15 protein-coding genes, 2 tRNA genes and 1 pseudogene are annotated in these 23,077 nt (G+C 71.3%); 7 read left to right on the top strand and 11 right to left on the bottom strand.

The window, feature by feature from the left end:
* Positions 1-63: 63 nt before the first annotated feature.
* The 3 genes from CSC68_RS07945 to rpsB all read right to left on the bottom strand — a co-directional run bounded on the left by CSC68_RS07945 (position 64) and on the right by rpsB (position 3,592).
* Positions 64-1,554 (bottom strand): GGDEF domain-containing protein, encoded by a 1,491-nt coding sequence (locus tag CSC68_RS07945; RefSeq protein ID WP_162203028.1) that lies wholly within the window; start codon positions 1,552-1,554, stop codon positions 64-66.
* A gap of 180 nt (positions 1,555-1,734) precedes the next feature.
* On the bottom strand, positions 1,735-2,613 hold the full coding sequence (tsf, locus tag CSC68_RS07940) for a translation elongation factor Ts (protein WP_162203027.1): 879 nt from the start codon (positions 2,611-2,613) through the stop codon (positions 1,735-1,737).
* 160 nt (positions 2,614-2,773) lie between these two features.
* Positions 2,774-3,592, bottom strand: a complete 819-nt coding sequence (gene rpsB, locus CSC68_RS07935) for a 30S ribosomal protein S2 (protein ID WP_162203026.1) — start codon at positions 3,590-3,592, stop codon at positions 2,774-2,776.
* Between the two features lie 345 nt (positions 3,593-3,937).
* Here rpsB and map point away from each other — a divergent pair, with 345 nt between their 5' ends.
* The 5 genes from map (at position 3,938) to dapE (ending at position 9,926) form a co-directional block, all read left to right on the top strand.
* Positions 3,938-4,714, top strand: a complete 777-nt coding sequence (map, locus tag CSC68_RS07930) for a type I methionyl aminopeptidase (protein ID WP_162203025.1) — start codon at positions 3,938-3,940, stop codon at positions 4,712-4,714.
* Complete coding sequence (gene glnD, locus CSC68_RS07925) at positions 4,711-7,341, top strand: [protein-PII] uridylyltransferase (RefSeq protein WP_162203024.1); 2,631 nt, start codon at positions 4,711-4,713, stop codon at positions 7,339-7,341. The genes map and glnD overlap by 4 nt, the downstream gene beginning before the upstream one ends.
* Complete coding sequence (dapD, locus tag CSC68_RS07920) at positions 7,341-8,249, top strand: 2,3,4,5-tetrahydropyridine-2,6-dicarboxylate N-succinyltransferase (protein ID WP_162203023.1); 909 nt, start codon at positions 7,341-7,343, stop codon at positions 8,247-8,249. The genes glnD and dapD overlap by 1 nt, the downstream gene beginning before the upstream one ends.
* A 129-nt stretch (positions 8,250-8,378) precedes the next feature.
* Positions 8,379-8,735, top strand: a complete 357-nt coding sequence (locus tag CSC68_RS07915) for an arsenate reductase (protein WP_162203022.1) — start codon at positions 8,379-8,381, stop codon at positions 8,733-8,735.
* 45 nt (positions 8,736-8,780) lie between these two features.
* Positions 8,781-9,926 carry a succinyl-diaminopimelate desuccinylase gene (dapE, locus tag CSC68_RS07910; RefSeq protein ID WP_162203021.1) on the top strand — a complete coding sequence of 382 codons (1,146 nt, stop codon included), beginning with the start codon at positions 8,781-8,783 and terminating at the stop codon, positions 9,924-9,926.
* 3 nt (positions 9,927-9,929) lie between these two features.
* Here the strand turns inward: dapE and CSC68_RS07905 are convergent, their stop codons facing one another.
* Positions 9,930-11,603: an ABC1 kinase family protein gene (locus CSC68_RS07905; protein WP_162203020.1), complete on the bottom strand. Its 1,674-nt coding sequence runs from the start codon at positions 11,601-11,603 to the stop codon at positions 9,930-9,932.
* A 348-nt stretch (positions 11,604-11,951) separates the two neighbouring features.
* On the opposite strand from CSC68_RS07905, the gene asnB reads away from it, so the two are divergent.
* Positions 11,952-13,646, top strand: a complete 1,695-nt coding sequence (gene asnB, locus CSC68_RS07900) for an asparagine synthase B (protein WP_162203019.1) — start codon at positions 11,952-11,954, stop codon at positions 13,644-13,646.
* Between the two features lie 90 nt (positions 13,647-13,736).
* Here the strand turns inward: asnB and CSC68_RS07895 are convergent, their stop codons facing one another.
* Together CSC68_RS07895 and CSC68_RS07890 are read right to left on the bottom strand one after the other, a co-directional pair.
* The gene (locus tag CSC68_RS07895; protein WP_162203018.1) at positions 13,737-14,534 is read right to left on the bottom strand and encodes an SIR2 family NAD-dependent protein deacylase; all 798 of its coding nucleotides are present in this window, start codon (positions 14,532-14,534) and stop codon (positions 13,737-13,739) included.
* A 14-nt stretch (positions 14,535-14,548) separates the two neighbouring features.
* Positions 14,549-16,911 (bottom strand): annotated as a pseudogene (locus CSC68_RS07890) (penicillin acylase family protein).
* Between the two features lie 144 nt (positions 16,912-17,055).
* Between CSC68_RS07890 and bfr the strand changes: the two are divergent.
* On the top strand, positions 17,056-17,547 hold the full coding sequence (bfr, locus tag CSC68_RS07885; protein ID WP_162203017.1) for a bacterioferritin: 492 nt from the start codon (positions 17,056-17,058) through the stop codon (positions 17,545-17,547).
* Between the two features lie 42 nt (positions 17,548-17,589).
* On the opposite strand, the gene CSC68_RS07880 is transcribed toward bfr, so the two are convergent.
* The 5 genes from CSC68_RS07880 to CSC68_RS07860 form a co-directional block, all read right to left on the bottom strand.
* Positions 17,590-18,246, bottom strand: coding sequence for a thiopurine S-methyltransferase (locus tag CSC68_RS07880; RefSeq protein ID WP_162203016.1), 657 nt, complete (start codon positions 18,244-18,246; stop codon positions 17,590-17,592).
* A gap of 209 nt (positions 18,247-18,455) precedes the next feature.
* The gene (gene parC, locus CSC68_RS07875) at positions 18,456-20,699 is read right to left on the bottom strand and encodes a DNA topoisomerase IV subunit A (RefSeq protein WP_162203015.1); all 2,244 of its coding nucleotides are present in this window, start codon (positions 20,697-20,699) and stop codon (positions 18,456-18,458) included.
* A gap of 64 nt (positions 20,700-20,763) precedes the next feature.
* On the bottom strand, positions 20,764-22,581 hold the full coding sequence (locus tag CSC68_RS07870; RefSeq protein ID WP_162203014.1) for an SLC13 family permease: 1,818 nt from the start codon (positions 22,579-22,581) through the stop codon (positions 20,764-20,766).
* A gap of 136 nt (positions 22,582-22,717) precedes the next feature.
* Positions 22,718-22,802 (bottom strand) — tRNA-Leu (locus CSC68_RS07865).
* A gap of 135 nt (positions 22,803-22,937) precedes the next feature.
* A tRNA-Leu gene (locus tag CSC68_RS07860) sits at positions 22,938-23,022 on the bottom strand.
* Between the last annotated feature and the right edge of the window lie 55 nt (positions 23,023-23,077).

Raw genomic sequence — 23,077 nt, 5'->3', positions numbered from 1 at the left:
AAACGCGGAGATTCTAGCGGAATCCCCGCGGCCCGCGCCCGCGCTTTTTCGCCCCGCCGTTTTTCAGTGCCCGTGCTGGCCGACCTGGTTGCGGCCGCGGCGCTTGGCCAGGTACAGGGCCTGGTCGGCGGCCTGCAGCAGTGCGCGTGGGTTCGCGAACTGGCTGTCGCCGGCTTCGCGCGTGGCCACGCCGGCGGAGAAGGTCACGTACAGCGGGTGGCCGTCGACCACCGCCATCGGGGCGCGCGCGGTTTCCTCGAGGATGCGCTGCAGTACCTGGGTCGCGGCCGCCTCGCTGGAGTCGGCCAGCACCACCAGGAACTCCTCGCCGCCGTAGCGGGCGACCAGGTCGGTGGCGCGCAGCATCCGCTGCAGGGTCTGGGCGAACTGGCGCAGGACCTGGTCGCCGACCAGGTGGCCATGGCGGTCGTTGATCAGCTTGAAGCCGTCCAGGTCGACGAAGGCGATCGACAGCGGGTGGCCGGCGGCGGTCGCGGCGGCGAACTCGTGCTCCAGCGCCTCCTCCAGCTGCATGCGGTTGTACACGCCGGTCAGCGGATCGCGGCGGGTCTGCTCGGTCAGGTCGCGGATGCGCTCCCGCGAGGCATCGGCTTCGCGGCGCGCGCGCGCGGTTTCCTGGATCTCGCGCAGGTTGCGCAGCACCAGCAGTTCGCGGGCCTGCTCGATGATCGCGTGCAGGTGCGCCGGCTGGACGATGCGCATGTCGAACAGCTCGCCGAAGTTCTGCGAGGCCGAGGCCATCTGCGCCAGCAGGCTGTCCAGGGTGCCGGGGCCGCCGACCCCGCCGGCCTGGATCCGGGCCTCGGCCGCGGTGCGCAGGGTGCCGTCAGCGTCGCCATCGGCCAGCCACAGGGTGGCCACGGCGCCGGAGGCGATCACGCAGGCGTGGAAGGTGTTGGACGGGTCCGGGTCGCCCTCGCTGGCGGCGATCGCCTCGCACAGGTACGTGGGCAGCTGCCAGCGCTGGGCCAGCCAGGCGCCGGCCTCGGCATGGTCGCCGCCGAAGACCTCGCGCTCGCGCTCCAGCGGCACCGGCATGCGGCCGCCGTCCTGCAGCGCCAGCCACGCGTCCGGGCGGGCCTGGAGCAGGGCGAGGGCGCCGATGTCCTGCAGCAGGCCGGCCAGCATCAGGTCCTCCAGGCGCTCCAGCCCGGCGTGCTCGCCCAGCAGGCGCGCGGCCAGGGCCGACAGCACGCTGCGCTTCCACAGCCGCTCCTGCTCGGCGGCCGCGCCGCTGGTGGAGCGCAGGCCGCGGGCCAGGGAGAAGCCCAGGGCCAGGCTCAGGGTGGCGTTGAGGCCCAGCATGGTGGTCGCCTGGGCCAGGGTCTCGACCCGGCGGCGGCCGGCGTAGAGCGGGGAATTGGCCACCCGCAGCAGGCGGGCGCTGAGCGCCGGGTCCATGGCGATGACCCGGGCGGCGGTGGCCAGGTCGGCGTCGGGGTCCTGGGCGAGCTCGATGATCTGCAGGGCCACCGCCGGCGGCGAGGGCAGGTTGCGGCAATGCAGGAGGCTGGATTCGAGGTCCGGGTGCATCGTCTCTGGCTGTCGGGAGGGCCTGTCGGCCGTGGCATGGGCCCACGGAGCCTGGGAATGTGCGGCCCCGTGCCGGGCGGCCGTCTCCGGAACGCTTATCGGCCGCCTGCGCCGGCCCTTTAACGCGGAAAGCCGCGGTATGACCGCGGCTTTCCGGGACCAGCCTGTGGAGGCGATGGATCAGGCCAGGCCGGCCTGCTTCATCACTTCGGCGGCGAAGTCGTCTTCCTTCTTCTCGATGCCCTCGCCGACGGCCAGGCGGTCGAAGCGCAGGACTTCGGCGCCGGCGGCCTTCAGCGCCTGCTCGACGGTCTGGTTGGTGTCCAGCACGTACGGCTGGCCGTACAGGGTCACCTCGTTGACGATCTTGGCGATCTTGCCGGAGATGATCTTCTCCAGGATCTCGGCCGGCTTGGACTTGTCCTTGTCGGACATCTTGGCCAGCTCGATCTCCTTCTCCTTGGCGATGAACTCGGCCGGGACGTCGGAGGCCTTGATGTGCGGCGGGTTCATGGCCGCCACGTGCATGGCGATGCCACGGGCCAGCTCGGCGTCGCCGCCCTTGAGCTCGACCAGCACGCCGATGCGGCCGCCGTGGACGTAGGCGGCCACGTTGCCGGCGCTGTCGATGGCGACCAGGCGGCGGACCTGCACGTTCTCGCCGACCTTGGCGATGACGGCGGCGCGGGCTTCCTCGACGGTCTCGCCGGAGGCGATCTTCGCGGCCTTCAGGGCCTCGACGTCGGCGGCGCCGGAGGCCAGGGCGGCCTGGGCGACGGCATCGGCGAAGGCCAGGAAGTTGGTGTCCTTGGCGACGAAGTCGGTTTCGGAGTTGATCTCGACCAGCACGGCCTTGCCGCCGTCCTGGGCGACGGCGATGCGGCCGTCGGCGGCCACGCGGCCGGCCTTCTTGTCGGCCTTGGCCAGGCCCGACTTGCGCAGCCACTCGGCCGCGGCGTCGATGTCGCCGTTGTTCTCGGTCAGGGCCTTCTTGCACTCCATCATGCCGGCGCCGGTGCGCTCGCGCAGTTCCTTGACCAGGGAAGCAGTGATTTCCACGGGAATTCCTCTCTAACGGGATGAAGGTGGCTCCGCGCCGGGGCGGAGCGGGCGGAGGGCCGTCGCGCAGGGCTGCGCGGGATGGCCCGCCCGCACGCGGGCCTGCCTGGGGCGGGCCCGCGAGGGGTGGCGGCCGCGCGGTGCGGCCGTCGGGTGCGGCTTACTCGGCCGCGGCGGCCTCGCCTTCCTCGGCCTTGCCCTTGCGGGCCGGGCCCTTCTTGGCTGGGGCGCGGCGGGCGCCCTTGCCCTCGTCGGCCTCGACGAAGTCGCTCTCGGTCACGGTGGCGGCGTGCGGGGCGGCAGCCTTGCCTTCCAGGACCGCGTCGGCGGCGGCGCGGGCGTACAGCTGGACGGCGCGGATGGCGTCGTCATTGCCCGGGATGGCGTAGTCGACCAGGTTGGGGTCGTAGTTGGTGTCGACCACGGCGACCACCGGGATGCCGAGCTTCTTGGCTTCCTTGATGGCGATGTCCTCGTGGCCGATGTCGATCACGAACAGGGCGTCGGGCAGGCGGTTCATCTCCTTGATGCCGCCCAGCGAGGCTTCCAGCTTGTCGCGCTCGCGGCGCAGGCCCAGCACTTCGTGCTTGACCAGCTTCTCGAAGGTGCCGTCGGTCTCGGCCGCTTCCAGCTCCTTCAGGCGGGCGACCGACTGCTTGACGGTGCGGAAGTTGGTCAGGGTGCCGCCCAGCCAGCGCTGGGTCATGTACGGCATGCCGCAACGCTCGGCCTCTTCCTTCATGGCGTCGCGCGCGCTGCGCTTGGTGCCCAGGAACAGGATGGTGCCGCGCTTCTGGGCAATGCCCGAGATGAAGTTCATCGCGTCCTGGAACAGCGGGACGGTCTTCTCGAGGTTGATGATGTGGATCTTGCCGCGGGCGCCGAAGATGTACGGGGCCATCTTCGGGTTCCAGTAACGGGTCTGGTGGCCGAAGTGGACGCCGGCTTCCAGCATCTGGCGCATGGTGATCTGGGGCATTGCTTTGACTCCTGGCAGTGGAACCACGCCCGCGGCCTTCTTCGGCAGTGTGCGGGTGCCCGGGCGGTGCCGCGGGCATGGGTTCCGGGGTTGGGCCTCCCTGGCGCTTCCGTGGCCGAACCTGTCTGGCAGGCACCCCGGCACGGGCATTGGCGTCAGGTGTGTATTCGCCGGCCGGGACTGCGCCCGTACCCTGCGCCCGGCGTGGGCGGCCCCGGACGGGGCGGACAGAGACGCGGAAGTATAGCCGGCCGGGCAGGGGCGGGGCAAACGGCGGGACAGGGCGTCCCGCGGGCGGTGGCGCCGGGGCCACCGGGCGGCGCGGAATGGAGGATAAACCCCGCCATGACCCTGCACCTCAAGACCCCCGAAGAAATCGAGAAGATGCGCGTCGCCGGCCGCCTGGCCGCCGAGGTGCTGGAAATGATCACCCCGTACGTGAAGCCGGGCGTGACCACCGAGGAGCTGGACCGCATCTGCCACGACCACATCGTGAACGTGCAGGGCGCGATCCCGGCCAACGTCGGCTACCGCGGGTATCCCAAGACCACCTGCATCTCGGTCAACAACGTCATCTGCCACGGCATCCCGAGCGCCTCCAAGGTCCTCAAGGACGGCGACATCGTCAACATCGACGTCACCGTGATCAAGGACGGCTGGCACGGCGACACCAGCCGCATGTACTACGCAGGCACCCCGTCGGTCATGGCCAGGCGCCTGGTCGAGACCACGTTCGAGGCCATGTGGCGCGGCATCCGCGCGGTGAGGCCGGGCGCGACCCTGGGCGACGTCGGCCATGCCATCCAGACCTACGCCGAGTCCGAGCGCTTCTCCGTGGTGCGCGAGTACTGCGGGCACGGCATCGGCAAGGTGTACCACGACGAGCCCCAGGTGCTGCATTACGGCCGTCCGGGCGAGGGCCTGGTGCTGAAGCCCGGCATGACCTTCACCATCGAGCCGATGATCAACGAGGGCACCCGCTACACCCGCGTGCTGCCTGACGGCTGGACCGTCGTCACCAAGGACCGCAAGCTTTCCGCCCAGTGGGAACACATGGTCGCCGTGACCGAGGACGGGGTGGACGTGCTGACGCTGGCGGAAGGCCAGCTGCCTCCGGCGTGAGCGCGCCCGGCCTGGGGGACGGGGCTGGCGCCGGGATTGCCAGCGACGCCGACTGGGCCGCTGCCGCCCGTGCACAGCTTGCCGCCGCCGACGCGCGGCTGGCCCGCCGCTACGGCCTGGATGCCGACATCGACCGCCTGCTGGCGCTGCGCGCGCGGGCGGTCGACCTGCTGCTGCGCCAGGCCTGGGCACGCTGCCTGCCGGACGGTTCCGGGCTGGCCCTGTTCGCCGTGGGCGGCTACGGCCGCGGCGAGCTGTTCCCGCGCTCGGACATCGACCTGCTGGTGCTCGGCGAGGCGGAGGCGCAACGCGCCCACGAGGCCGCGCTCTCCCGCTTCTTCGCCCTGCTGTGGGACGTCGGCCTGCCGGTCGGCCATGCCGTGCGTTCGCCGGCCGAGTGCACCGCCGCCGCGGCCGACCAGACGGTGATGACCGCGCTGCTGGAGGCGCGCCCGCTGCTGGCCGGCGCCGGGGCGCAGGCCGCGCTGGCGGAGGCGATCTCGCCGGACCGGGTATGGCCGCCGCGCGAGTTCTTCCTGGCCAAGCGCGAGGAGCTGCAGGCGCGCCACCAGCGCTTCGGCGACACCTCCGACAACCTCGAACCGAACATCAAGGACGGCCCCGGGGGCCTGCGCGACCTGCACACCCTGGGCTGGATGGCGCTGCGTGCGTTCGGCGTCAGCCACCTGGAGGCGGTGGTCGAACTGGGCCACCTGGGCCACGACGAGGCCGCGGCGCTGGCACGCGAGCGGCGTGCCCTGGGCCGCCTGCGCTTCGGCCTGCACCTGGTGGCCGGGCGCCCCGAGGAACGGCTGGGCTTCGACTACCAGAAGCTGCTCGCGCAGCGCCTGGGGCTGGAGGACGACGACCACAGCCTCGCGGTCGAGAAGATGATGCAGGGCTTCTACCGCAGCGCGGCGATCGTGCGCCGGATCAGCGACCGGCTGCTGCAGCGCTTCGAGGAGACCTTCGACGGCGAGGCCGAGGCGGTGCCGCTGAACCCGGACTTCGGGCTCAAGCGCGGCTACCTGGCCGCCGCCGCCCCGTACTGGCCGGAGGGCGACCTGCGCGAGGTGCTGGGGCTGTTCTCCACCTGGGCCGCGCATCCGGAAATCCGCGGCCTGCATTCGCGCACCGCGCGCGCGCTGGCCGAGGCGCTGCCGCGGCTGCCGGCCTACACCCGGGCCGGACCCGCCGCGCGCGCGCGCTTCATGGCGCTGCTGCGCGGCCCGCGGCCGGTGGAGACCCTGACCCGGCTGGCGCGCCTGGGCGTGCTCGGCCAGTACCTGCCGGCGTTCGCCCAGGTGTCCGGCCGCATGCAGTTCGACCTGTTCCATGCCTACACCGTGGACCAGCACACGCTGATGGTGCTGCGGAACATGGCCGGCTTCGCCAGCGGCCAGGCCGACGAGCGCTTCTCCATTGCCCACGAGGTCTGGCCTCGGCTGCGCAAGCCGGAGCTGCTGCTGCTGGCCGGCCTGTTCCACGACATCGCCAAGGGCCGCGGCGGCGACCATTCCGAGCTGGGCGCGGTGGACGCGCGCGAATTCTGCGCCGCGCACGGGCTCAGCGAGTCCGACACCGGGCTGGTGGCGTGGCTGGTCGAGCAGCACCTGCGCATGTCGGTGACCGCGCAGAAGCAGGACATCTCCGATCCGGAGGTGGTGCGTCGCTTCGCCACCCTGGTCGGCGACCGCGAACGCCTGGACTACCTCTACCTGCTGACCTGCGCCGACATCGCCGGCACCAGCCCCAAGGTCTGGAACGCATGGAAGGACCGGCTGCTGGCCGACCTCTACCTGGCCACCCGGCGCGTGCTGCGCGAGGGCCTGGAGGCGCCGCTGGACGTGGAGGCGAGGGTGGCCGAGGCGCGCGAGGAGGCGCGGGCGCTGGTGCGCGCGATGGGCTTCGACGACGCCACCATCGACCGCCAGTTCGCGCAGATGCCCGACGACGGCTTCCTGCGTTTCCGCCCCGAGCAGGTGGCCTGGCAGACCGCCGAACTGGTGGACGTGCACATGGGCGACACCAAGGTCGCCGTGCGCCGCATCTGCGGCCCGGGCGCGGCACTGGAAGTGTTCGTGCACTCGCCGGACCGCGACGGCCTGTTCGCCGCGATCGTCGCCACCCTGGACCGGCACGGCTACGGCATCCACCAGGCACGCGTGCTGATGGGCCCGCACGGCACCGTGTTCGACACCTTCGAGGTGCTGCCGACCGACAGCTTCGCCTGCGGCGACCCGGCCCAGCTGGAGGCGGCCCTGCGCGAGGCGCTGTCCGGCGAGCTGGACCGGGTGCGCGCCACCCGCCGCGCCGCGCCGCGCCAGCTGCGGCACTTCCGGTTCCCGCTGCAGGTGGAGTTCAGCACCACCGCCGACGGCCGCCGCAGCCTGCTTTCGCTGGTGTGCCCGGACCGACCGGGCCTGCTGGCCGAGGTGGCGCTGGCGCTGCGCGCCTGCCGCCTGCGCGTGCACGACGCCCGCATCGCGACCTTCGGCGAGCGCGCCGAGGACATCTTCCAGATCACCGACGAGCACGACCGGCCGCTGGATGCAGCCGCGCAGGAGGCACTGCGCGCGGAACTGCGCAAGCGGCTGGATCCCGACAGCACAGGAGCCCCACGCTGATGGCAACGACGCCCAAGAAGACCCCCGCCGCCCGCAAGCCCGCCGCGCCGCGCAAGCGCGCCACCGTCGCCGCCGAGAAGCCGGGCGTGGCCGAGCTGCGGTTCTCGATCGAGGACGCGTTCGAGCGCCGCGCCAGCCTGACCCTGGACGAGATCGACGGCTCCACCCGGCCGCTGGTCGAGCGCGTGGTCGGCGGCCTGGAGAGCGGCGAGTTCCGCGTGGCCGAGCCGGACGGCAACGGCGGCTGGCAGGTCAACGAATGGCTGAAGAAGGCCGTCCTGCTGTACTTCCGCGTCAACGACATGGTGGTGATGGAAGGCGCGCCCGGCCCGTACTGGGACAAGGTTCCGCTGCGTTTCCAGGGCTACGGCGAGGCCGAGTTCCGCAAGCTGGGCGTGCGCGTGGTGCCGGGCACCGTGGCCCGCCGCGGCAGCCATTTCGGCAAGGACGTGGTGCTGATGCCGAGCTTCATCAACATCGGCGCGCACGTGGGCGAGGGCACCATGGTCGATACCTGGGCCACGGTCGGTTCCTGCGCCCAGGTCGGCAAGCACTGCCACATCTCCGGCGGCGCAGGCATTGGCGGCGTGCTCGAGCCGCTGCAGGCCAGCCCGACCATCATCGAGGACCACTGCTTCATCGGTGCGCGCTCGGAAGTGGTCGAGGGCGTGGTGGTCGGCCACCACAGCGTGATCGGCATGGGCGTGTTCATTGGCCAGTCCACCCGCATCTACAACCGCGCCACCGGCGAGATCACCTATGGCTACGTGCCGCCGGGCAGCGTGGTGGTGTCCGGCTCGCTGCCGGCGGCCGACGGCAGCCATTCCCTGTACTGCGCGGTGATCGTCAAGCAGGTCGACGCGAAGACCCGCGCCAAGACCAGCATCAACGAACTGCTGCGGGGTTGAGGAAACGCGCCTGGCTGCGGCCCCTGGCCGCCGCCGCCGCGTCCCCCGCACGCCGGCCAGGGGGGCGGGCGATCCGTCGCCGCCCACCTGCCGCCATGGACGGCAACCAACAGCATCCGGAGTGCCTGCATGACCACGCTTTACGGCCTGAAGAACTGCGACACCTGCAAGAAGGCGACCAAGTGGCTGGACCGCTTCGGCGTGCCGTACACCTTCGTCGATTACCGTGACAACAAGCCCTCGCCCGAGACCCTGGTGGAGTGGGCGGGCAAGGCCGGCGGCTTCGACGCCCTGGTCAACAAGTCTTCCACCACCTGGCGCCAGCTGCCGGACAACCGCAAGTCGCCTGGCAGCGAAGCCGAGTGGAAGCTGCTGCTGCGCGAGCATCCGCAACTGGTGCGCCGCCCGGTAGTGGTGAAGGACGACGGCGGATTCAGCCAGGGCTTCTCCGACAACGGCTTCAAGAAGCTGTTCGGCGTCGGCTGAGCCAGCCCGCGGCGGCCGGCCGCGAACCCGATACGGATGGAAAGCATGAGCGAAGTCCTGGACCTGGCCTGCGAACTGATCGCGCGTCCCTCGGTGACGCCGGACGACGCCGGTTGCCAGGCGCTGCTGGCCGCACGCCTGCGGCGCGCCGGTTTCGCCTGCGAATCGCTGCGCCACGGCGAGGTGGACAACCTCTGGGCCACGCACGGCAACGGGGAAGGCCCGGTGCTGGTGCTGCTGGGGCATACCGACGTGGTGCCTTCCGGGCCGCGCGAGGCCTGGGCCAGCGATCCGTTCCAGCCGCAGGTGCGCGACGGCGTGCTCTACGGCCGCGGCGCGGCCGACATGAAGGGCAGCGTGGCCGCTTTCGTGGTCGCCGCCGAGCGCTTCGTCGCCGCGCATCCGGATCATCCTGGCACCCTGGCCCTGCTGCTGACCTCGGACGAGGAGGGCGATGCCATCGACGGCGTGCGCCGCGTCGCCGAAACCTTCCGCCAGCGCGGGCAACGCATCGACTGGTGCATCACCGGCGAGCCGTCCTCGACCGCGAAGCTGGGCGACCTGCTGCGCGTGGGCCGCCGCGGCAGCCTGTCGGCCACGTTGACGGTCAAGGGCGTGCAGGGCCACGTGGCCTATCCGCACAAGGCGCGCAACCCGATCCACCAGGCCGCGCCGGCGCTGGCCGAGCTGGTGGCGCGGGTGTGGGACGAGGGCTACGAGAGCTTCCCGCCGACGAGCCTGCAGGTCAGCAACATCCACGCCGGTACCGGTGCCAACAACGTGATCCCGGGCGAACTGCAGGTGCTGTTCAACCTGCGCTACAACCCGCACTGGGACGCGCCGCGGCTGGAGGCGGAGATCGCCGCGCTGCTGGACCGCCACGGCCTGGACCACGAACTGCGCTGGCATCGCAGCGGCGAGCCGTTCTACACGCCGGAGGGCACGCTGCGCAGTGCCGCGCGGCAGGTGCTTGCGGAAATCGCCGGCCAGCCGCCCGAGGAAAGCACCGGCGGCGGCACGTCGGACGCCCGCTTCATCGCGCCGCTGGGCGCGCAATGCATCGAGGTGGGCCCGGTGAATGCCTCGATCCACCAGGTCGACGAACACGTGTCGGTCGCCGACCTGGAGGCGCTGCCCGGGCTCTACCAGCGGCTGGTGGAGCGCCTGCTGCTGCAACCGGACGCGCGCTGAGCCTCAGGTCGGTCCGCTGCGCTCGGAAGGACGCGCGCGGCGGTCGAAGATCAGCGCGCTCAGGGCAATGGTGATGCCCAGCGCGGCACCAACCAGGAACAGCAGCACCGCCAGCACCGGATAGCCGAACAGGGTGGTCTGTGTTTCGATCCGCATCAGCATCGCCGAGGACATCAGCAGCGCGGCGGTCACCACCGCCGCGGCGATGCGGTTGGCGATCTTCTGCATGTTCTCCATGATCCTGGAGTGGTCCAGGCCATCGAGGCGGACCTGCATCCTGTTCTCCGCCAGCAGCGACAGCGTGTCGGAGATCTTGCGTGGCGCGTCGCGCAGCAGCGCCTGCATCTCCAGCGCCTCGCTGGCCATGTTGGCGGTGGAGAACGAGCGCCGCAGCTGCTTGCGCATGATCGACTGCAGGTGCTCCTCCACCATGTCCTGCACGTCCATGTCCGGATCCAGCGCATCGACCACCCGCTCCAGGTTGAGCAGGGTCTTGCCGAGCAGGCTGATCTCCGGCGGCACGCGCAGGCCGCGTTCGGCGGCGCAGGCGACCAGTTCCAGCAGCAGGCGGCCCTCGGAAGTGCGTTTGCCGCCGGTGGCGTAGCGGGCCACCAGCTGTCCCGTGTCGCGGGCAAAGGCGGCGTCGTCGAACTGCTCCAGACGGGTACCGATCGCCACCAGCTCGCGCGCCACGTCCTCGCCGCGCGCGTCGACCGCGGCGAACAGCAGCTTGAGCAGGCGCTCGCGCATGCGCGGCGCGACCTGGGCGACCATGCCCAGGTCGATCAGGGCCAGCCTGCCGTCGCGGCACAGCAACACGTTGCCCGGATGCGGGTCGGCATGGATGTCGCCGTTGACGAACACCTGGTCCAGGTAGGCGCGCATCAGCTCGGAGGCCGGCGTGCGCAGGTCCATCTCGGTGCGCTGCAGGCCGGTGACCGAGGTGACCTTCTCACCATGGACCAGTTCCATGGTCAGGACCCTGCAGGTGCTCAGGCCCCAGATCGGCGCCGGCACGAACAGGTGCTGGTATTCGGACAGGCTCTCGCGGAAGCGCTCGAGGTTCTCGGCCTCGCGGCGGTAGTCCAGCTCCAGCAGCAGGATCTTGCGGAACTCGGCGATCCAGTCGGCGAAGCGCAGGCGGCGCCCTGCCTGGGTGAGGGCATCGGCGGTGCCGGCCAGGCTGGCCAGGACTTCCAGGTCCAGGCGGATGGCCGCGTCCATGCCGGGCCGTTGCACCTTGACCGCGACCTCGCGGCCGTCGCGCAGGGTGGCGCGGTGCACCTGGGCCAGCGAGGCGGCCGCCAGCGGCACCGGGTCGAAACTGGCGAAGATGCGGCTGATCTTCGCGCCAAGCTCGGCCTCGATGGTCTTCTCGATCACATCCGTGGGCACCGGCGCGACCTCGTCCTGGATACGGTCCAGCGCGTCGATGTAGGCCGCGGGCACCAGGTCCGGACGGGTGGACAGGGACTGGCCGAGCTTGATGAAGGCCGGGCCCAGGGCCTCGAGGTCGGCGGCGAAGGCCTTGGCCTCGGCGACCTCGGAGACATTGGCCACGGTCGGCTCCACCGGTGGCGCGGCGCTCCAGTCCATCCCCGAGAGGATGCGGCGGTGGCGCGCCAGGCGGCTGACGACCTGGGTGGTGCGGGTGAGGCGGCGGCTGGTTTCTGGCAAGGCGGTGTCTCCGCGAGTACTGCATGGCCGGCGCCGGGTGCGCCGTGGGCGGAGTATTGGCGGGCCTGCGTGAGCGAGGCGTCAGTTGCCAAGGCAACCGTTGCGGCGGCCGCGGAGGGCGGTTAGTGTCGGCGCATGCCTTCGATCAACCGCGCCAATCCGGCCAATGCCAACCGCAACAATATTGCGGCGAACAACCGTGCGCGGCCGATGCGGGGGCGCCACCGGGCATAGCAGGAGCAGCCCGGCGAACGAGAAACCCGCATCGGCCGATGCGGGTTTTTTTATGCCCGGCACCGGAGTGCGACCCGACCACCACCGCACCATCCCCTTCCAGGAGCTCTATCCATGTGTTCGATCTTCGGCATCTTCGGCCTGCAACCGGGCGACGACCTGCAGGGCCTGCGTCGCCAGTCGCTGGACCTGTCCCAGCGCCAGCGTCATCGCGGCCCGGACTGGAGCGGCGTGTACGTCGACGAAGGCGCCATCCTGGTCCACGAGCGCCTGGCCATCGTCGATCCGGCCGGCGGTTCGCAGCCGCTGCTGTCCGGGGACGGCGGACTGGCGCTGGCGGTCAACGGCGAGATCTACAACCACAAGCTGCTGAAGGAGGAGCTGCGCCAGCCGTACGCGTTCCAGACCGCGTCGGACTGCGAGGTGATCAACGCGCTGTACCGCGAGGACGAGCCGGCCTCGTTCCTCAACAGGCTCAACGGCATCTTCGCCTTCGCCCTGTGGGACAAGGCGAAGGGGCGCGCGATCATCGCCCGCGATCCGATCGGCGTGGTGCCGCTGTACTGGGGCCATGACCGCGAGGGCCGCCTGCGCGTGGCCTCCGAGATGAAGGCGCTGGTGGACGAGTGCGCGGACGTGGCCCAGTTCCCGCCGGGCCACTGGTACGACACCGCCACCGGCGAGCTCACCCGGTACTACGAGCGGCCGTGGCGCGACTATGCCGCGGTGGAGGGCGTGGAGGTCTCGCCGCAGGAACTGCGCGAAGCCTTCGAGGCCGCGGTGCACCGCCAGCTGATGACCGACGTGCCCTACGGCGTGCTGCTGTCCGGCGGCCTGGATTCCTCGCTGGTCGCCGCGGTGGCCGCGCGCTATGCCCGCCACCGGGTCGAGGACGGCGACCGGACCGAGGCCTGGTGGCCGCGCCTGCATTCGTTCGCCATCGGCCTGGAGGGCTCGCCCGACCTGGCCGCGGCCAAGATCGCCGCCGAGGCGCTGGGCACCGTGCACCACGGGTTCGAGTACACCTTCGAGGAAGGCCTGGATGCGCTCCCGGAGGTGATCCGCCACATCGAGACCTACGACGTCACCACCATCCGTGCGTCCACGCCGATGTTCCTGCTGGCGCGCCGGATCAAGGCCATGGGCGTGAAGATGGTGCTGTCCGGCGAGGGCAGCGACGAGGTGTTCGGCGGCTACCTGTACTTCCACAAGGCGCCCAACGCGCGCGAATTCCACGAGGAGCTGGTGCGCAAGCTCGACGCGCTCAACTTCTATGACTGCCTGCGCGCCAACAAGTCGATGATGGCCTGGGGCGTGGAGCCGCGCGTGCCGTTCCTGGACCGCGAGTTCCTCGACGTGGCCATGCGCATGGACGCGAAGTACAAGATGGTGGCCAAGGGCAGCGACGGCCCGCAGCGGATGGAGAAGGGCATCCTGCGCCAGGCCTTCGACGGCTACCTGCCGCCGGAGATCCTGTGGCGGCAGAAGGAGCAGTTCAGCGACGGCGTCGGCTACGGCTGGATCGACGGGCTCAAGGCGCATGCCGAGGCGCAGGTCTCCGACCGCGAGCTGGCCGCCGCCGACAGGCGTTTCCCGGTCACCCCGCCGCAGACCAAGGAGGCGTACTTCTACCGCACGATCTTCGAGCGCTTCTTCCCCGGCCAGGCCGCGGCGGAAACGGTGCCGGGCGGCAAGTCGATCGCCTGCTCCTCCCCGGCGGCGATCGCCTGGGACGCCAGCTTCGCGAAGATGGCCGATCCTTCCGGCCGCGCGGTGGCGGGCGTGCACAACGAGGCGCTGGCGGGGTGAAGCGCCGTGACTCCCCTCTCCCCGTGGGAGAGGGGCGGGGGTGAGGGCGGGCGTGCAGCCACGTGCGGGAACCCGGCCTGCTCCCCCGACTCACCCCCGCGGGGAACGGGCTTGGGACCAGGCGCGCAGCAGTGGCTCCACCAGCAACGGCAGTCCCACCGCAGCGCCGAGCGGCACGTGGTGCATGTGGCGAACGCCCGGCGCGCCCGGCTGCGGATTGACCTCGACCACGACCGCATCGCGTGGCGCCAGCCCGACCAGGCCGGCGGCCGGCTGGACCACGCCGGAGGTGCCGACCACCAGCAGCAGGTCGCAGGTGGCGATGCGTTCCTGCGCCTGCTGCCAGACGGTGTCGTCGAGCATTTCGCCGAACCAGACCACGCCCGGACGCACTTCACCGCCGCAGTGCGCGCAGCTCGGCGGATCCAGCCGCCGCTGTGCCGCGCCCGGAGGTGGCGGCAGCGGGTGCGGTGCCGCGCAGTCGAAGCAGCGCGGCGCGAACAGGCTGCCGTGCAGGTGCAGTACGCCAGCCACGCCGGCTCGCTCGTGCAGGTCGTCCACGTTCTGGGTGACCACCCGCGCGCCCAGCGCCTGCTGCAGCCGCGCCACGGCCAGGTGGCCCGGATTGGGCACGGCCCGCATCACCAGGCCGCGCCGCCATTCGTACCAGCCCCAGACCAGGGCGCTGTCGCGACGCCAGGCTTGCGGCGTGGCCAGCTGTCGTGGATCGAATTCCTGCCACAGGCCATTGCTGCCGGAACGGAACGTGGGGATGCCGCTGTCGGCGGACATGCCGGCGCCACTGAACACCACGATGCGTTCGAAGCGGCGCGACAGAGCCTGTTGCAGCGAAGGATCGGGCACGGCGTGGGACGTCGGTACGGACATGCGCGCTGGCCTCCTCAGCGGCCGGCCGCGGCCGGTTGCAGCGTAAGCGTGTGCAGGGCCGGTCCGGGCAGGAACGGCGTGGGCCGGCCCTGCACCCAGTCGTCGTGGCCTGCGCCCCAGTACGGGGACAGTGGATGGCCGCTCTGGCCGCCGGGCATGTGTGCCAGGCCTTCCTCCTCGTGGCCGGGCGCGACCACCATGCGCTGCGAGGCGCCGAACGCCGGCCCCTGCGCCCGCGGCACGATGGTGTCGCCGCGCAGTTCATCCATCGGCATGCACAGGCGTCGGGCCAGCAGGCCGGGCAGGGCTGCCGACAGGGGGTGGCAGATCCGCGCGGTGTTGCGCACGCCCCAGTGGCGTCCGCCCTGCGGCCCGGCGGCCAGCTTCTCGCGGACCTCGCTGGCGGCATCTTCCAGCAGGGCATCCCAGCTGGCATGGCCGGCCGGCAACAGGTGTGCCGGGCGCTCGCGCAGCAACGGCCAGGCCACTCCCTCCAGGTGCGGGAGAGCGGGCAGCTCGAAGTCGTCTTCCAGTTGCGCCAGGGCGGGCGCGGCCAGGCCGCGGGCGATGCGCGCGTGCACCGCCAGGCGCAGGCTGCGGACGATCAGGTAGGCCACCGACTCCGGCGCGGCATGGCCGTTCCAGTCGCCGCTGGCGTCCGCCAGTTCGCGCAGCGCCGAACCCTCGGCGGCGCGCCGCCCTTCGTCGACCAGCAGGCGGTACCACGGCTCCAGCAGCAGGGCGCGGTCGTCCAGCTGGATGGCCAGCAGCGCCTGCTCGTCGAAGCGTTCCGGCGCCTGCAGGCGCTCGCGGATCTGCCAGGCACGGATGCCCAGCGCGTAACCGCCGTCGCCCACGCGCGCCAGCGGATCCCCGGCGAGCGTGCGCGCATTGGCGGTCCACAGCCGATGGCCCGGCGGGGGCGCAGGACCGGCGCCCGGGTGGTGGTGAGTGGCCAGGGCGTGCAGGCGGCGGTGCTCCCGTCGGGGCGCAGGCCGGTGCAGCCCGGCTCGCGGTCGGGCAGCGGGCCCAGGATCCGCCAGGCGATAGAGCCACTGCGGTCGGCGATGACCAGGTTCTGTGCCGGGATCGCGATCCGGTCGGCGAAGGCCAGCGCCTGGTCGAGGTTGGCCGCACGCGCGAACCGGGCCAGGCCGACGTCGAGCGAGCCGGGCAGGTGCGCGACCCAGCGCAGGGCAAGGGCCCGGCCATCGATGTCCGGGTGGATGACCGGACCGGCCGCGGTCTCCAGGATCTCCAGCTCCGCGTCCTCGCCCCCGGCCACCCGGATGGTCTCCACGTGGCGGGCCAAGGGATCGCAATCCTGCTGCTGGCCTTCGGCGCAGGGCCGCACCGCGAACCAGTCCGCGGTATCGGCATAGCTGTTGGTGAAGCCCCAGGCGACGTGGCCGTTGCTGCCCACGATCACCGCCGGCAGGCCGGGCAGGGAAAAGCCGCTGACGTCGACCCTGCCGCCCGGGGCGCGCGCATCCGGGTAGCGCAGGCGCACCCGGAACCAGATGTTGGGCGCACGCAGGCCGAGATGCATGTCGTCGGCGACGATGGCGCGGCCGTCGGCGGTCAGGGCGCCGCCCACGGCCCCGTTGTTGCTGCCGGGTGCGGCCGGATCGGGAGGCGGCTGGCCCGCCGTGCCGGGGACGGGCAGCTGGCGCAGGTCCCCGGAGGCGGCATCCGGCAGCACGGCCTCGCCGCGTGCCCCGCCCAGCAGCGGCGCATCCCACTGGCTGCCGTCGCGCAGCAGCAGCCCGCGCAGTGGCGCGGGCAGGCGCCGGCCCAGGCGCCACAGGTCCAGTTCGCGCCGGTTGTCCACGCCTTGCAGGTCGAAGTACATGGCGTAGCCGGCCAGGGCCGAATCGGCCACCTCCCAGCGGCGGGGCGGCTGGCGCAGCAGCAGGTAGGGCCAGGGGCGCACCCGCAGCGCGTCGAGGCCGGCGTTGGCGCCTTCGGCATAGGCCCGGAGCAGGGGCAGGGCGTCGCCTGCGAATGCCGCCAGGTCCGCTTCCACGCGCGCACGCAGGCGGTGCACCCGGCGCTTGCGGTCGGCCTCCACTGCGCGCGGTCCGAACAGTTCGGCCAGCTCGCCGGCGGCGCTGCGGCGCATCAGGTCCATCTCGAAGTAGCGTTCCTGGGCGTGGACCCAGCCCAGGGCGCGCAGGGCGTCGGTTTCGCTGCCGGCATCGATGGTGACGATGCCCAGCGCATCGCGCTGCACCGTCACCGGCGCGGCCAGTCCGGCCAGGGGCGTCCGTCCCTCCAGGGCCGGCACGCTGCCGCGCAGCAGCAGCCAGGTGGCCAGCGCCAGGCCGGCAAGAACCAGGACAAGCGCGGCGGACGCGCGCAGCAACCATCGACGCATGCAGGGCTCCGGATGGTCGCGCCCAGGGGGCGCGGCGTTGGAGGGGCGGACGGCAGAAGCAGGTGCAACTGCGACTGATTCCGATTGAAACATGGCCGCCGCGGTTGCGGCACACTGCTGGCCTGCACCACCCGAGGAGTTCCCATGAAAGGCCATCCCGAAGTCATCGAATGCCTCAAGGAGCTGCTGCGCGGCGAACTGGCCGCGCGCGACCAGTACTTCCTGCATTCGCGCCGGTACGAGGACCTGGGCCTGAAGGCGCTGTACGAGCGCATCAACCACGAGATGCAGGAGGAGACCGAGCACGCGGACGCGATCCTGCGCCGGATCCTGTTCCTGGAGGGCGAGCCGGACATGCGCCCGCACGGGTTCAGGCCCGGCACCAACGTGGTGGAGATGCTCGAGGCCGACCTGCGGGTGGAGTACGAGGTGCGCGCCAACCTCGCCGCGGCGATGAAGCTGTGCGAGGAGAAGCAGGACTACGTCAGCCGCGACATGCTGCTGGCCCAGCTCAAGGACACCGAGGAAGACCACGCCTGGTGGCTGGAGCAGCAGCTGCGCCTGATCCGCATGATCGGGCTGGAGAACTACCAGCTGTCCAAGATCGACGCCGACGGCGCCCCGGCCCACGGCTGAGGGCGGCGCGGACTGGCGCCGCCTGCGCGGCGCGGCGGCGGATCAGCGGCGACGGAGGCGGTAGACCGCGGTCGACAGCGCGGTCACGCCATCGGCGATGAAGCGCGGCTCCTGGGCGAGGATGTCGCGCCGTTCCAGCAGTTCCACGTCCCAGTCCGCGGCGAAGAGCCCGCGGACCTCCGCCTCGGGCACGGCGAACGGCGGTCCCCGCAGCTGTTCCTGCGGGTATTCCAGGGTGATCAGCAGGCCCTCGCAGCCGCCTGGCAGGCGGCCGTAGACCTCGCCGGCGTAACGGCGGCGGAGGTCGGGCGGCAGGGCGATCAGCGCGGCGCGGTCGTAGACCGCCCGCATCCGCGCCAGGGTGGCATCGGTCAGCGCGAAGACATCGCCTTCCACCAGGTCGATGCGGCCGGCGCGGTGGTGCAGTCCGTCCGCGTCCCGCTCCCGTTCCGGGACCAGGCCGGCCTCGGCGAAGAACGCCTGTACCGCCAGCGGCGACAGTTCGCAGCCCAGTACCTCGTGGCCACGTGCGGCCAGCCAGTGCATGTCGAGGGTTTTGCCGGCCAGCGGCACGAATACCGGCGCCCCTTCGGCCGCTCCCAGCGCCGGCCAGTGCTTTTCCAGCAGCGGCATTACGGCCTCGCGGTGGAAGCCGGTGCGGCCCTCGCGCCAGCGCTGCAGCCAGAAATCCGGATCCATCGTGCGCTCCTGTCGGGGATGCGGGACGGCACGCCGCCGCCGCGTTACATGCTTGCGACGGCGCGTGGCGCGCCGCCGCGCGCTGCGGCATCGGGCTACGACGTCTTGCTCGACGTCGAGGCCATCGACCTTCTGCTGCGCCGCTGCATGACAGGCTTGCGACGAGGCCTGGCGCGCCGCCGCGCGCTGCGGCATCGGGCTACGACGTCTTACTCGACGTCGAGGCCATCGACCTTTTGCCACCCCCTCGGCAACAACCCACCCCGCGTCGCCCGCGCTCCCAGATACGCATCCAGGTCCTTGAACGACAGGGTCATGGTGCGCTGGCCGCTGTAGACCTGCAGTTTGTGCGCCGGACCGACTGCGGCCACGGCGACGACCCGTTCGGTGCCGAGCTTGGCGCGCGGGATGTCGATCAGCTTGTTGCCCTTGCCCTTGTCCAGTTCCGGCAGCTCCGTGGCGGGGATCGCCAGCAGGTGGCCGGCGCTGGTCACCGCGACGATGCGGTCGGTCTCCGGGTTCACCACCAGCGCAGGCTGCAGCACGGTCGCGCCCGGGGCCAGGTTGATCAGGGCCTTGCCGGCCTTGTTGCGGCCGGTGAGGTTCTCGAAGCGGGTGACGAAGCCGTAGCCGTGCGAGGAGGCGAGCACGAAGCGGGTGTCGTCCTCGCCGCTGGCCAGGGCCAGGAAGGAGGCGCCGCTGGCGGGCGAGAAGCGGCCGGTCAATGGCTCGCCGTTGCCACGCGCCGAGGGCAGGCTGTGCGCCGGCGTGGAATAGCTGCGGCCCTGCGAATCGAGGAACGCCACCTGCCAGGTGCTGCGCGCGCGCACCGCGCCGAGCAGGGCATCGCCCTCGCGGTAGGACAGGCCCGCCGCATCCACGTCGTGGCCCTTGGCCGCGCGCACCCAGCCTTTCTGCGACAGGACCACGGTGACCGGCTCGCTGGGCACCAGCTCGGTCTCGTCGATCGCGTGCGCGGCCTCGCGCTGGACCAGCGGCGAGCGGCGCGCATCGCCGAACTTCTTGGCGTCGGCCAGCAGCTCGTCCTTGACCAGCTTCCTGAGCTTGGCCTTGTTGCCCAGGGTGGAGATGATGCGTTCCAGCTCCTTGGCCAGCTCTTCCTGCTCGCCGCGGATCTTCATTTCCTCCAGGCGTGCCAGCTGGCGCAGGCGGGTCTCGAGGATGTAGTCCGCCTGTTCCTCGGTCAGGCCGAAGCGGGCCATCAGCACCGGCTTGGGCTCGTCCTCGGTGCGGATGATGCGGATCACCTCGTCCAGGTTGAGGAAGGCGACCAGCAGGCCTTCCAGCAGGTGCAGGCGGCGCTCGACCTTCTCCTGGCGGTGCTTGAGCCGGCGCACCACGGTGTCGGTGCGGAAGGTCAGCCACTCGTCCAGCAGGGTGCGCAGGTTCTTGACCGCCGGCTTGCCGTCCAGGCCGATCACGTTGAGGTTGACCCGGTAGCTCTTCTCCAGGTCGGTGGTCGCGAACAGGTGGCCCATCAGCTGCTCGGCATCGACGCGGTTGGAGCGCGGCACCAGCACCACCCGCACCGGGTTGGCGTGGTCGGACTCGTCGCGGATGTCCTCCAGCCACGGCAGCTTCTTGGCGCGCATCTGCGCGGCGATCTGCTCGATGACCTTGGACGGCGAGACCTGGTAGGGCAGGGCGGTGACGACGAAGTTGCCGTTCTCCTTCTGCCAGGTGGCGCGGGCGCGCACGCTGCCGGTGCCGGTCTCGTACATGGCGCGCAGGTCGGCCGGCGGGGTGATGATCTCCGCCTCGGTCGGGTAGTCGGGGCCACGCACGTGCTCGCACAGGTCGGCGACGGTGGCGTCCGGATCGTCGAGCAGGCGCACGCAGGCGCTGACGATCTCGTTGAGGTTGTGCGGCGGCACGTCGGTGGCCATGCCCACCGCGATGCCCGTGGTGCCGTTGAGCAGCAGGTGCGGCAGGCGCGCCGGCATCCAGCTCGGCTCCTCCAGGGTGCCGTCGAAGTTCGGCACCCAGTCCACCGTGCCCTGGCCCAGCTCGCCCAGCAGGACCTCGGCGATCGGGGTCAGCTTGGACTCGGTATAGCGCATGGCCGCGAACGACTTGGGGTCGTCGCTGGAGCCGAAGTTGCCCTGGCCCTCGATCAGCGGGTAGCGGTACGAGAACGGCTGGGCCATCAGCACCAGGGCCTCGTAGCAGGCCGAGTCGCCGTGCGGGTGGTACTTGCCGATGACGTCGCCGACGGTGCGCGCCGACTTCTTCGGCTTGGCCGCGGCGTTGAGCCCCAGCTCGCTCATCGAATAGATGATGCGCCGCTGCACCGGCTTGAGCCCGTCGCCGAGGAACGGCAGGGCGCGGTCCAGGACCACGTACATCGAATAGTCCAGGTAGGCGCGTTCGGCGTACTCGCGCAGCGGGATCTGTTCGAAGCCGTGGAAGGCGGGACGGATGTTTTCGGTCATTGCGGGCACAGCTGCGGGACAGGAACGCGATTCTACCCGCGTGCCGCCGCCCGGCGCCCGCCCGTCAGGGCAGGGACGGCCACAGCGGGCCGCCCAGCCACAGCGCCCGGGCCATCCAGACGGTGGCCAGGCCGATCAGCACGGTCAGCGGTACGCCCACCCGGAGGAAGTCGCCGAAGGTATAGCGGCCGGGGTTGAGGATCAGCAGGTTGCCGTGGTGGCCGATCGGGGTCAGGAACGAGGCCACCGCGCCCATCGCGGTGCACACCACGAACGGCGCCGGGGGCAGGCCCAGGGCCTCGGCCACCGCCAGCACGATCGGCGCCAGCAGCACGGTGGTGGCGGCGTCGGACAGGATCTGGGTCAGCAGGGCCGCGGTCCCGAACATCACCAGCAGCAGCACGAACACCGGCCACTGCGCGGCATGCGCCATCAGCAGGTCGGCCACGGCCTGGGCGGTGCCGGTCTGCTCCATGGCGATGCCCAGCGGGATCACACCGGCGATCATCACGTAGATGCGCACGTCGACCTGCTGGTAGGCCTCCTCCACCGGCACGCAGCGGCACAGGACCATGGCCACCGCGCCGGCAAGGAAGGCGATCTGCGGCGCCAGCAGCCCGGTGGCCGCTGCCGCCACGGTGGCGGCCATGATCGCCAGGGCCACCGGCGCGCGGCGGCGGGCCTGGCCGCGACCCTGGAACGGCATCAGCATCATGAAGCCGTGGTGGGAGGCCAGCGGGCGGATGTCCGGTTCGCGGCCCCACAGCACCAGCAGGTCGCCTTCTTCCAGGCGCATCTCCGACAGCTCGCCGTGCAGCCAGCCTTCGCGGCGCCACAGGCCGACCACGACCACGCCCAGGGTGCGCAGGAAGTCGATGTCGGCCACGCTGCGTCCGACGAATTCCGAATGCGGCGCGACCACCGCCTGCACCAGCTGCTCATCGCCCAGCAGCTCGGCCTGGCCGCCCTGGCGCGGGCTGTCGCCGTACTTGGCCACCGCGTGCAGGACCAGGCCCGGTTCGTCCTTGATCGAGGCGATCTCGTCCGGCGACGCGCGTACCAGCAGCACGTCGCCGGCGGCCAGGGGGCTGTCGCCGGACTGGCGGCGCCGGCGCATGCCGTGGCGCAGCCAGTCCACCACCTGCAGGCGTCCGTCGAATGCCTCGTCGAATTCGCGCCGGGTGCGCCCGACCCAGGGCGAGCCATCCTCCACCAGCAGCTCGGTGTAGTAGCGCTCCAGGCGCATGTAGTCGCCCTGCGGAGCCTCGCCCTGGCGGCGCGGCAACAGCCAGCGCGCCAGCAGCATGTAGGCCGTGCCCAGCACGACCAGCACCGCGCCGATCGGAGTGATGGCAAGGATGTCCAGGCCTTCGCCGCCGGCCCGGCGCAGCAGGTCGCTGGCCAGCAGGAACGCCGGCGCGCTGAAAAGGGTGAGCGTGGTGCCGAGCGAGGCCGCCAGCGACATGGGCATCAGCAGGCGCGAGGCCGCCAGCTGCCGCTCCCGCGCCAGGCGCATCAGGATCGGCAGCATCATCGCGGTGACCATGACGTGGTGCGAGAACGCGGCCAGTACGGCCGTCGCCGGCATGACCACGGCGATCGTGCGCCACTCGCTGCCGCCGGCGGCCCGCCCGATCGCCACGCCGATGCGGTCGGTGATGCCGGTGGCCGAGAGCCCGGCCGAAAGCACGAACACGGACACCACGATGATCGCCGGCTCGCTGGAGAAGCCGGCCAGGGCCTGGCGCGGATCGAGGATGCCGGTGAACGCCAGCGCCAGCAGGGCCAGCATCGCCACCAGGTCCACGCGCATGCGCCCGCTGACGAACAGGGCCAGGGCGCCGCCGAGGATCACCAGGAACACGATCTGTTGTGGGTCCATGCCGATGCGCCCCTCCCAGCCCCGGATCCTGCCAGACGGATGCGAGGACATGGTGATGCCCGCCAATCGCGGGCCCGGATACGAAAAAACCTCGCCGGAGCGAGGTTCATCGGTGGCCGTGCGGCCGCTGCGCCATTGGTGCCCAGGAGAGGACTCGAACCTCCACGGTTTTACCCGCTAGTACCTGAAACTAGTGCGTCTACCAATTCCGCCACCTGGGCGGCGCAGACCGGCAATTTTCCGGGAGGCGGTCGTGGCTGTCAACAGTCCGGTCCGGTTGCCGGAGCGGATGGAATCCCCGGACGCAAAAAACCCCGCCGGAGCGGGGTTTTTTGTGTGGCCCGAAGGCCGGTGTCTGGTGCCCAGGAGAGGACTCGAACCTCCACGGTTTTACCCGCTAGTACCTGAAACTAGTGCGTCTACCAATTCCGCCACCTGGGCAGGTGAGGCGGCGCATTCTGGGGGTGCCCGCGGACAATGTCAACGGTTCGTTTAC

This window comes from Pseudoxanthomonas suwonensis (assembly GCF_010093235.1).
GTDB classification, from domain to species: Bacteria; Pseudomonadota; Gammaproteobacteria; order Xanthomonadales; family Xanthomonadaceae; genus Pseudoxanthomonas; species Pseudoxanthomonas suwonensis.
Note: the sequence above shows the minus strand (reverse complement) of the source record. Positions and strands in the feature narration are given on the sequence as shown.

Bases quoted from the DNA above. Each gene is read 5' to 3' on its own strand.
- CSC68_RS07945 (WP_162203028.1), bottom strand. From the start codon at position 1,554: ATGCACCCGGACCTCGAATCCAGCCTCCTGCATTGCCGCAACCTGCCC.
- rpsB (WP_162203026.1), bottom strand. From the start codon at position 3,592: ATGCCCCAGATCACCATGCGCCAGATGCTGGAAGCCGGCGTCCACTTC.
- map (WP_162203025.1), top strand. From the start codon at position 3,938: ATGACCCTGCACCTCAAGACCCCCGAAGAAATCGAGAAGATGCGCGTC.
- dapD (WP_162203023.1), top strand. From the start codon at position 7,341: ATGGCAACGACGCCCAAGAAGACCCCCGCCGCCCGCAAGCCCGCCGCG.
- CSC68_RS07915 (WP_162203022.1), top strand. From the start codon at position 8,379: ATGACCACGCTTTACGGCCTGAAGAACTGCGACACCTGCAAGAAGGCG.
- dapE (WP_162203021.1), top strand. From the start codon at position 8,781: ATGAGCGAAGTCCTGGACCTGGCCTGCGAACTGATCGCGCGTCCCTCG.
- asnB (WP_162203019.1), top strand. From the start codon at position 11,952: ATGTGTTCGATCTTCGGCATCTTCGGCCTGCAACCGGGCGACGACCTG.
- CSC68_RS07895 (WP_162203018.1), bottom strand. From the start codon at position 14,534: ATGTCCGTACCGACGTCCCACGCCGTGCCCGATCCTTCGCTGCAACAG.
- bfr (WP_162203017.1), top strand. From the start codon at position 17,056: ATGAAAGGCCATCCCGAAGTCATCGAATGCCTCAAGGAGCTGCTGCGC.
- CSC68_RS07880 (WP_162203016.1), bottom strand. From the start codon at position 18,246: ATGGATCCGGATTTCTGGCTGCAGCGCTGGCGCGAGGGCCGCACCGGC.
- parC (WP_162203015.1), bottom strand. From the start codon at position 20,699: ATGACCGAAAACATCCGTCCCGCCTTCCACGGCTTCGAACAGATCCCG.
- CSC68_RS07870 (WP_162203014.1), bottom strand. From the start codon at position 22,581: ATGGACCCACAACAGATCGTGTTCCTGGTGATCCTCGGCGGCGCCCTG.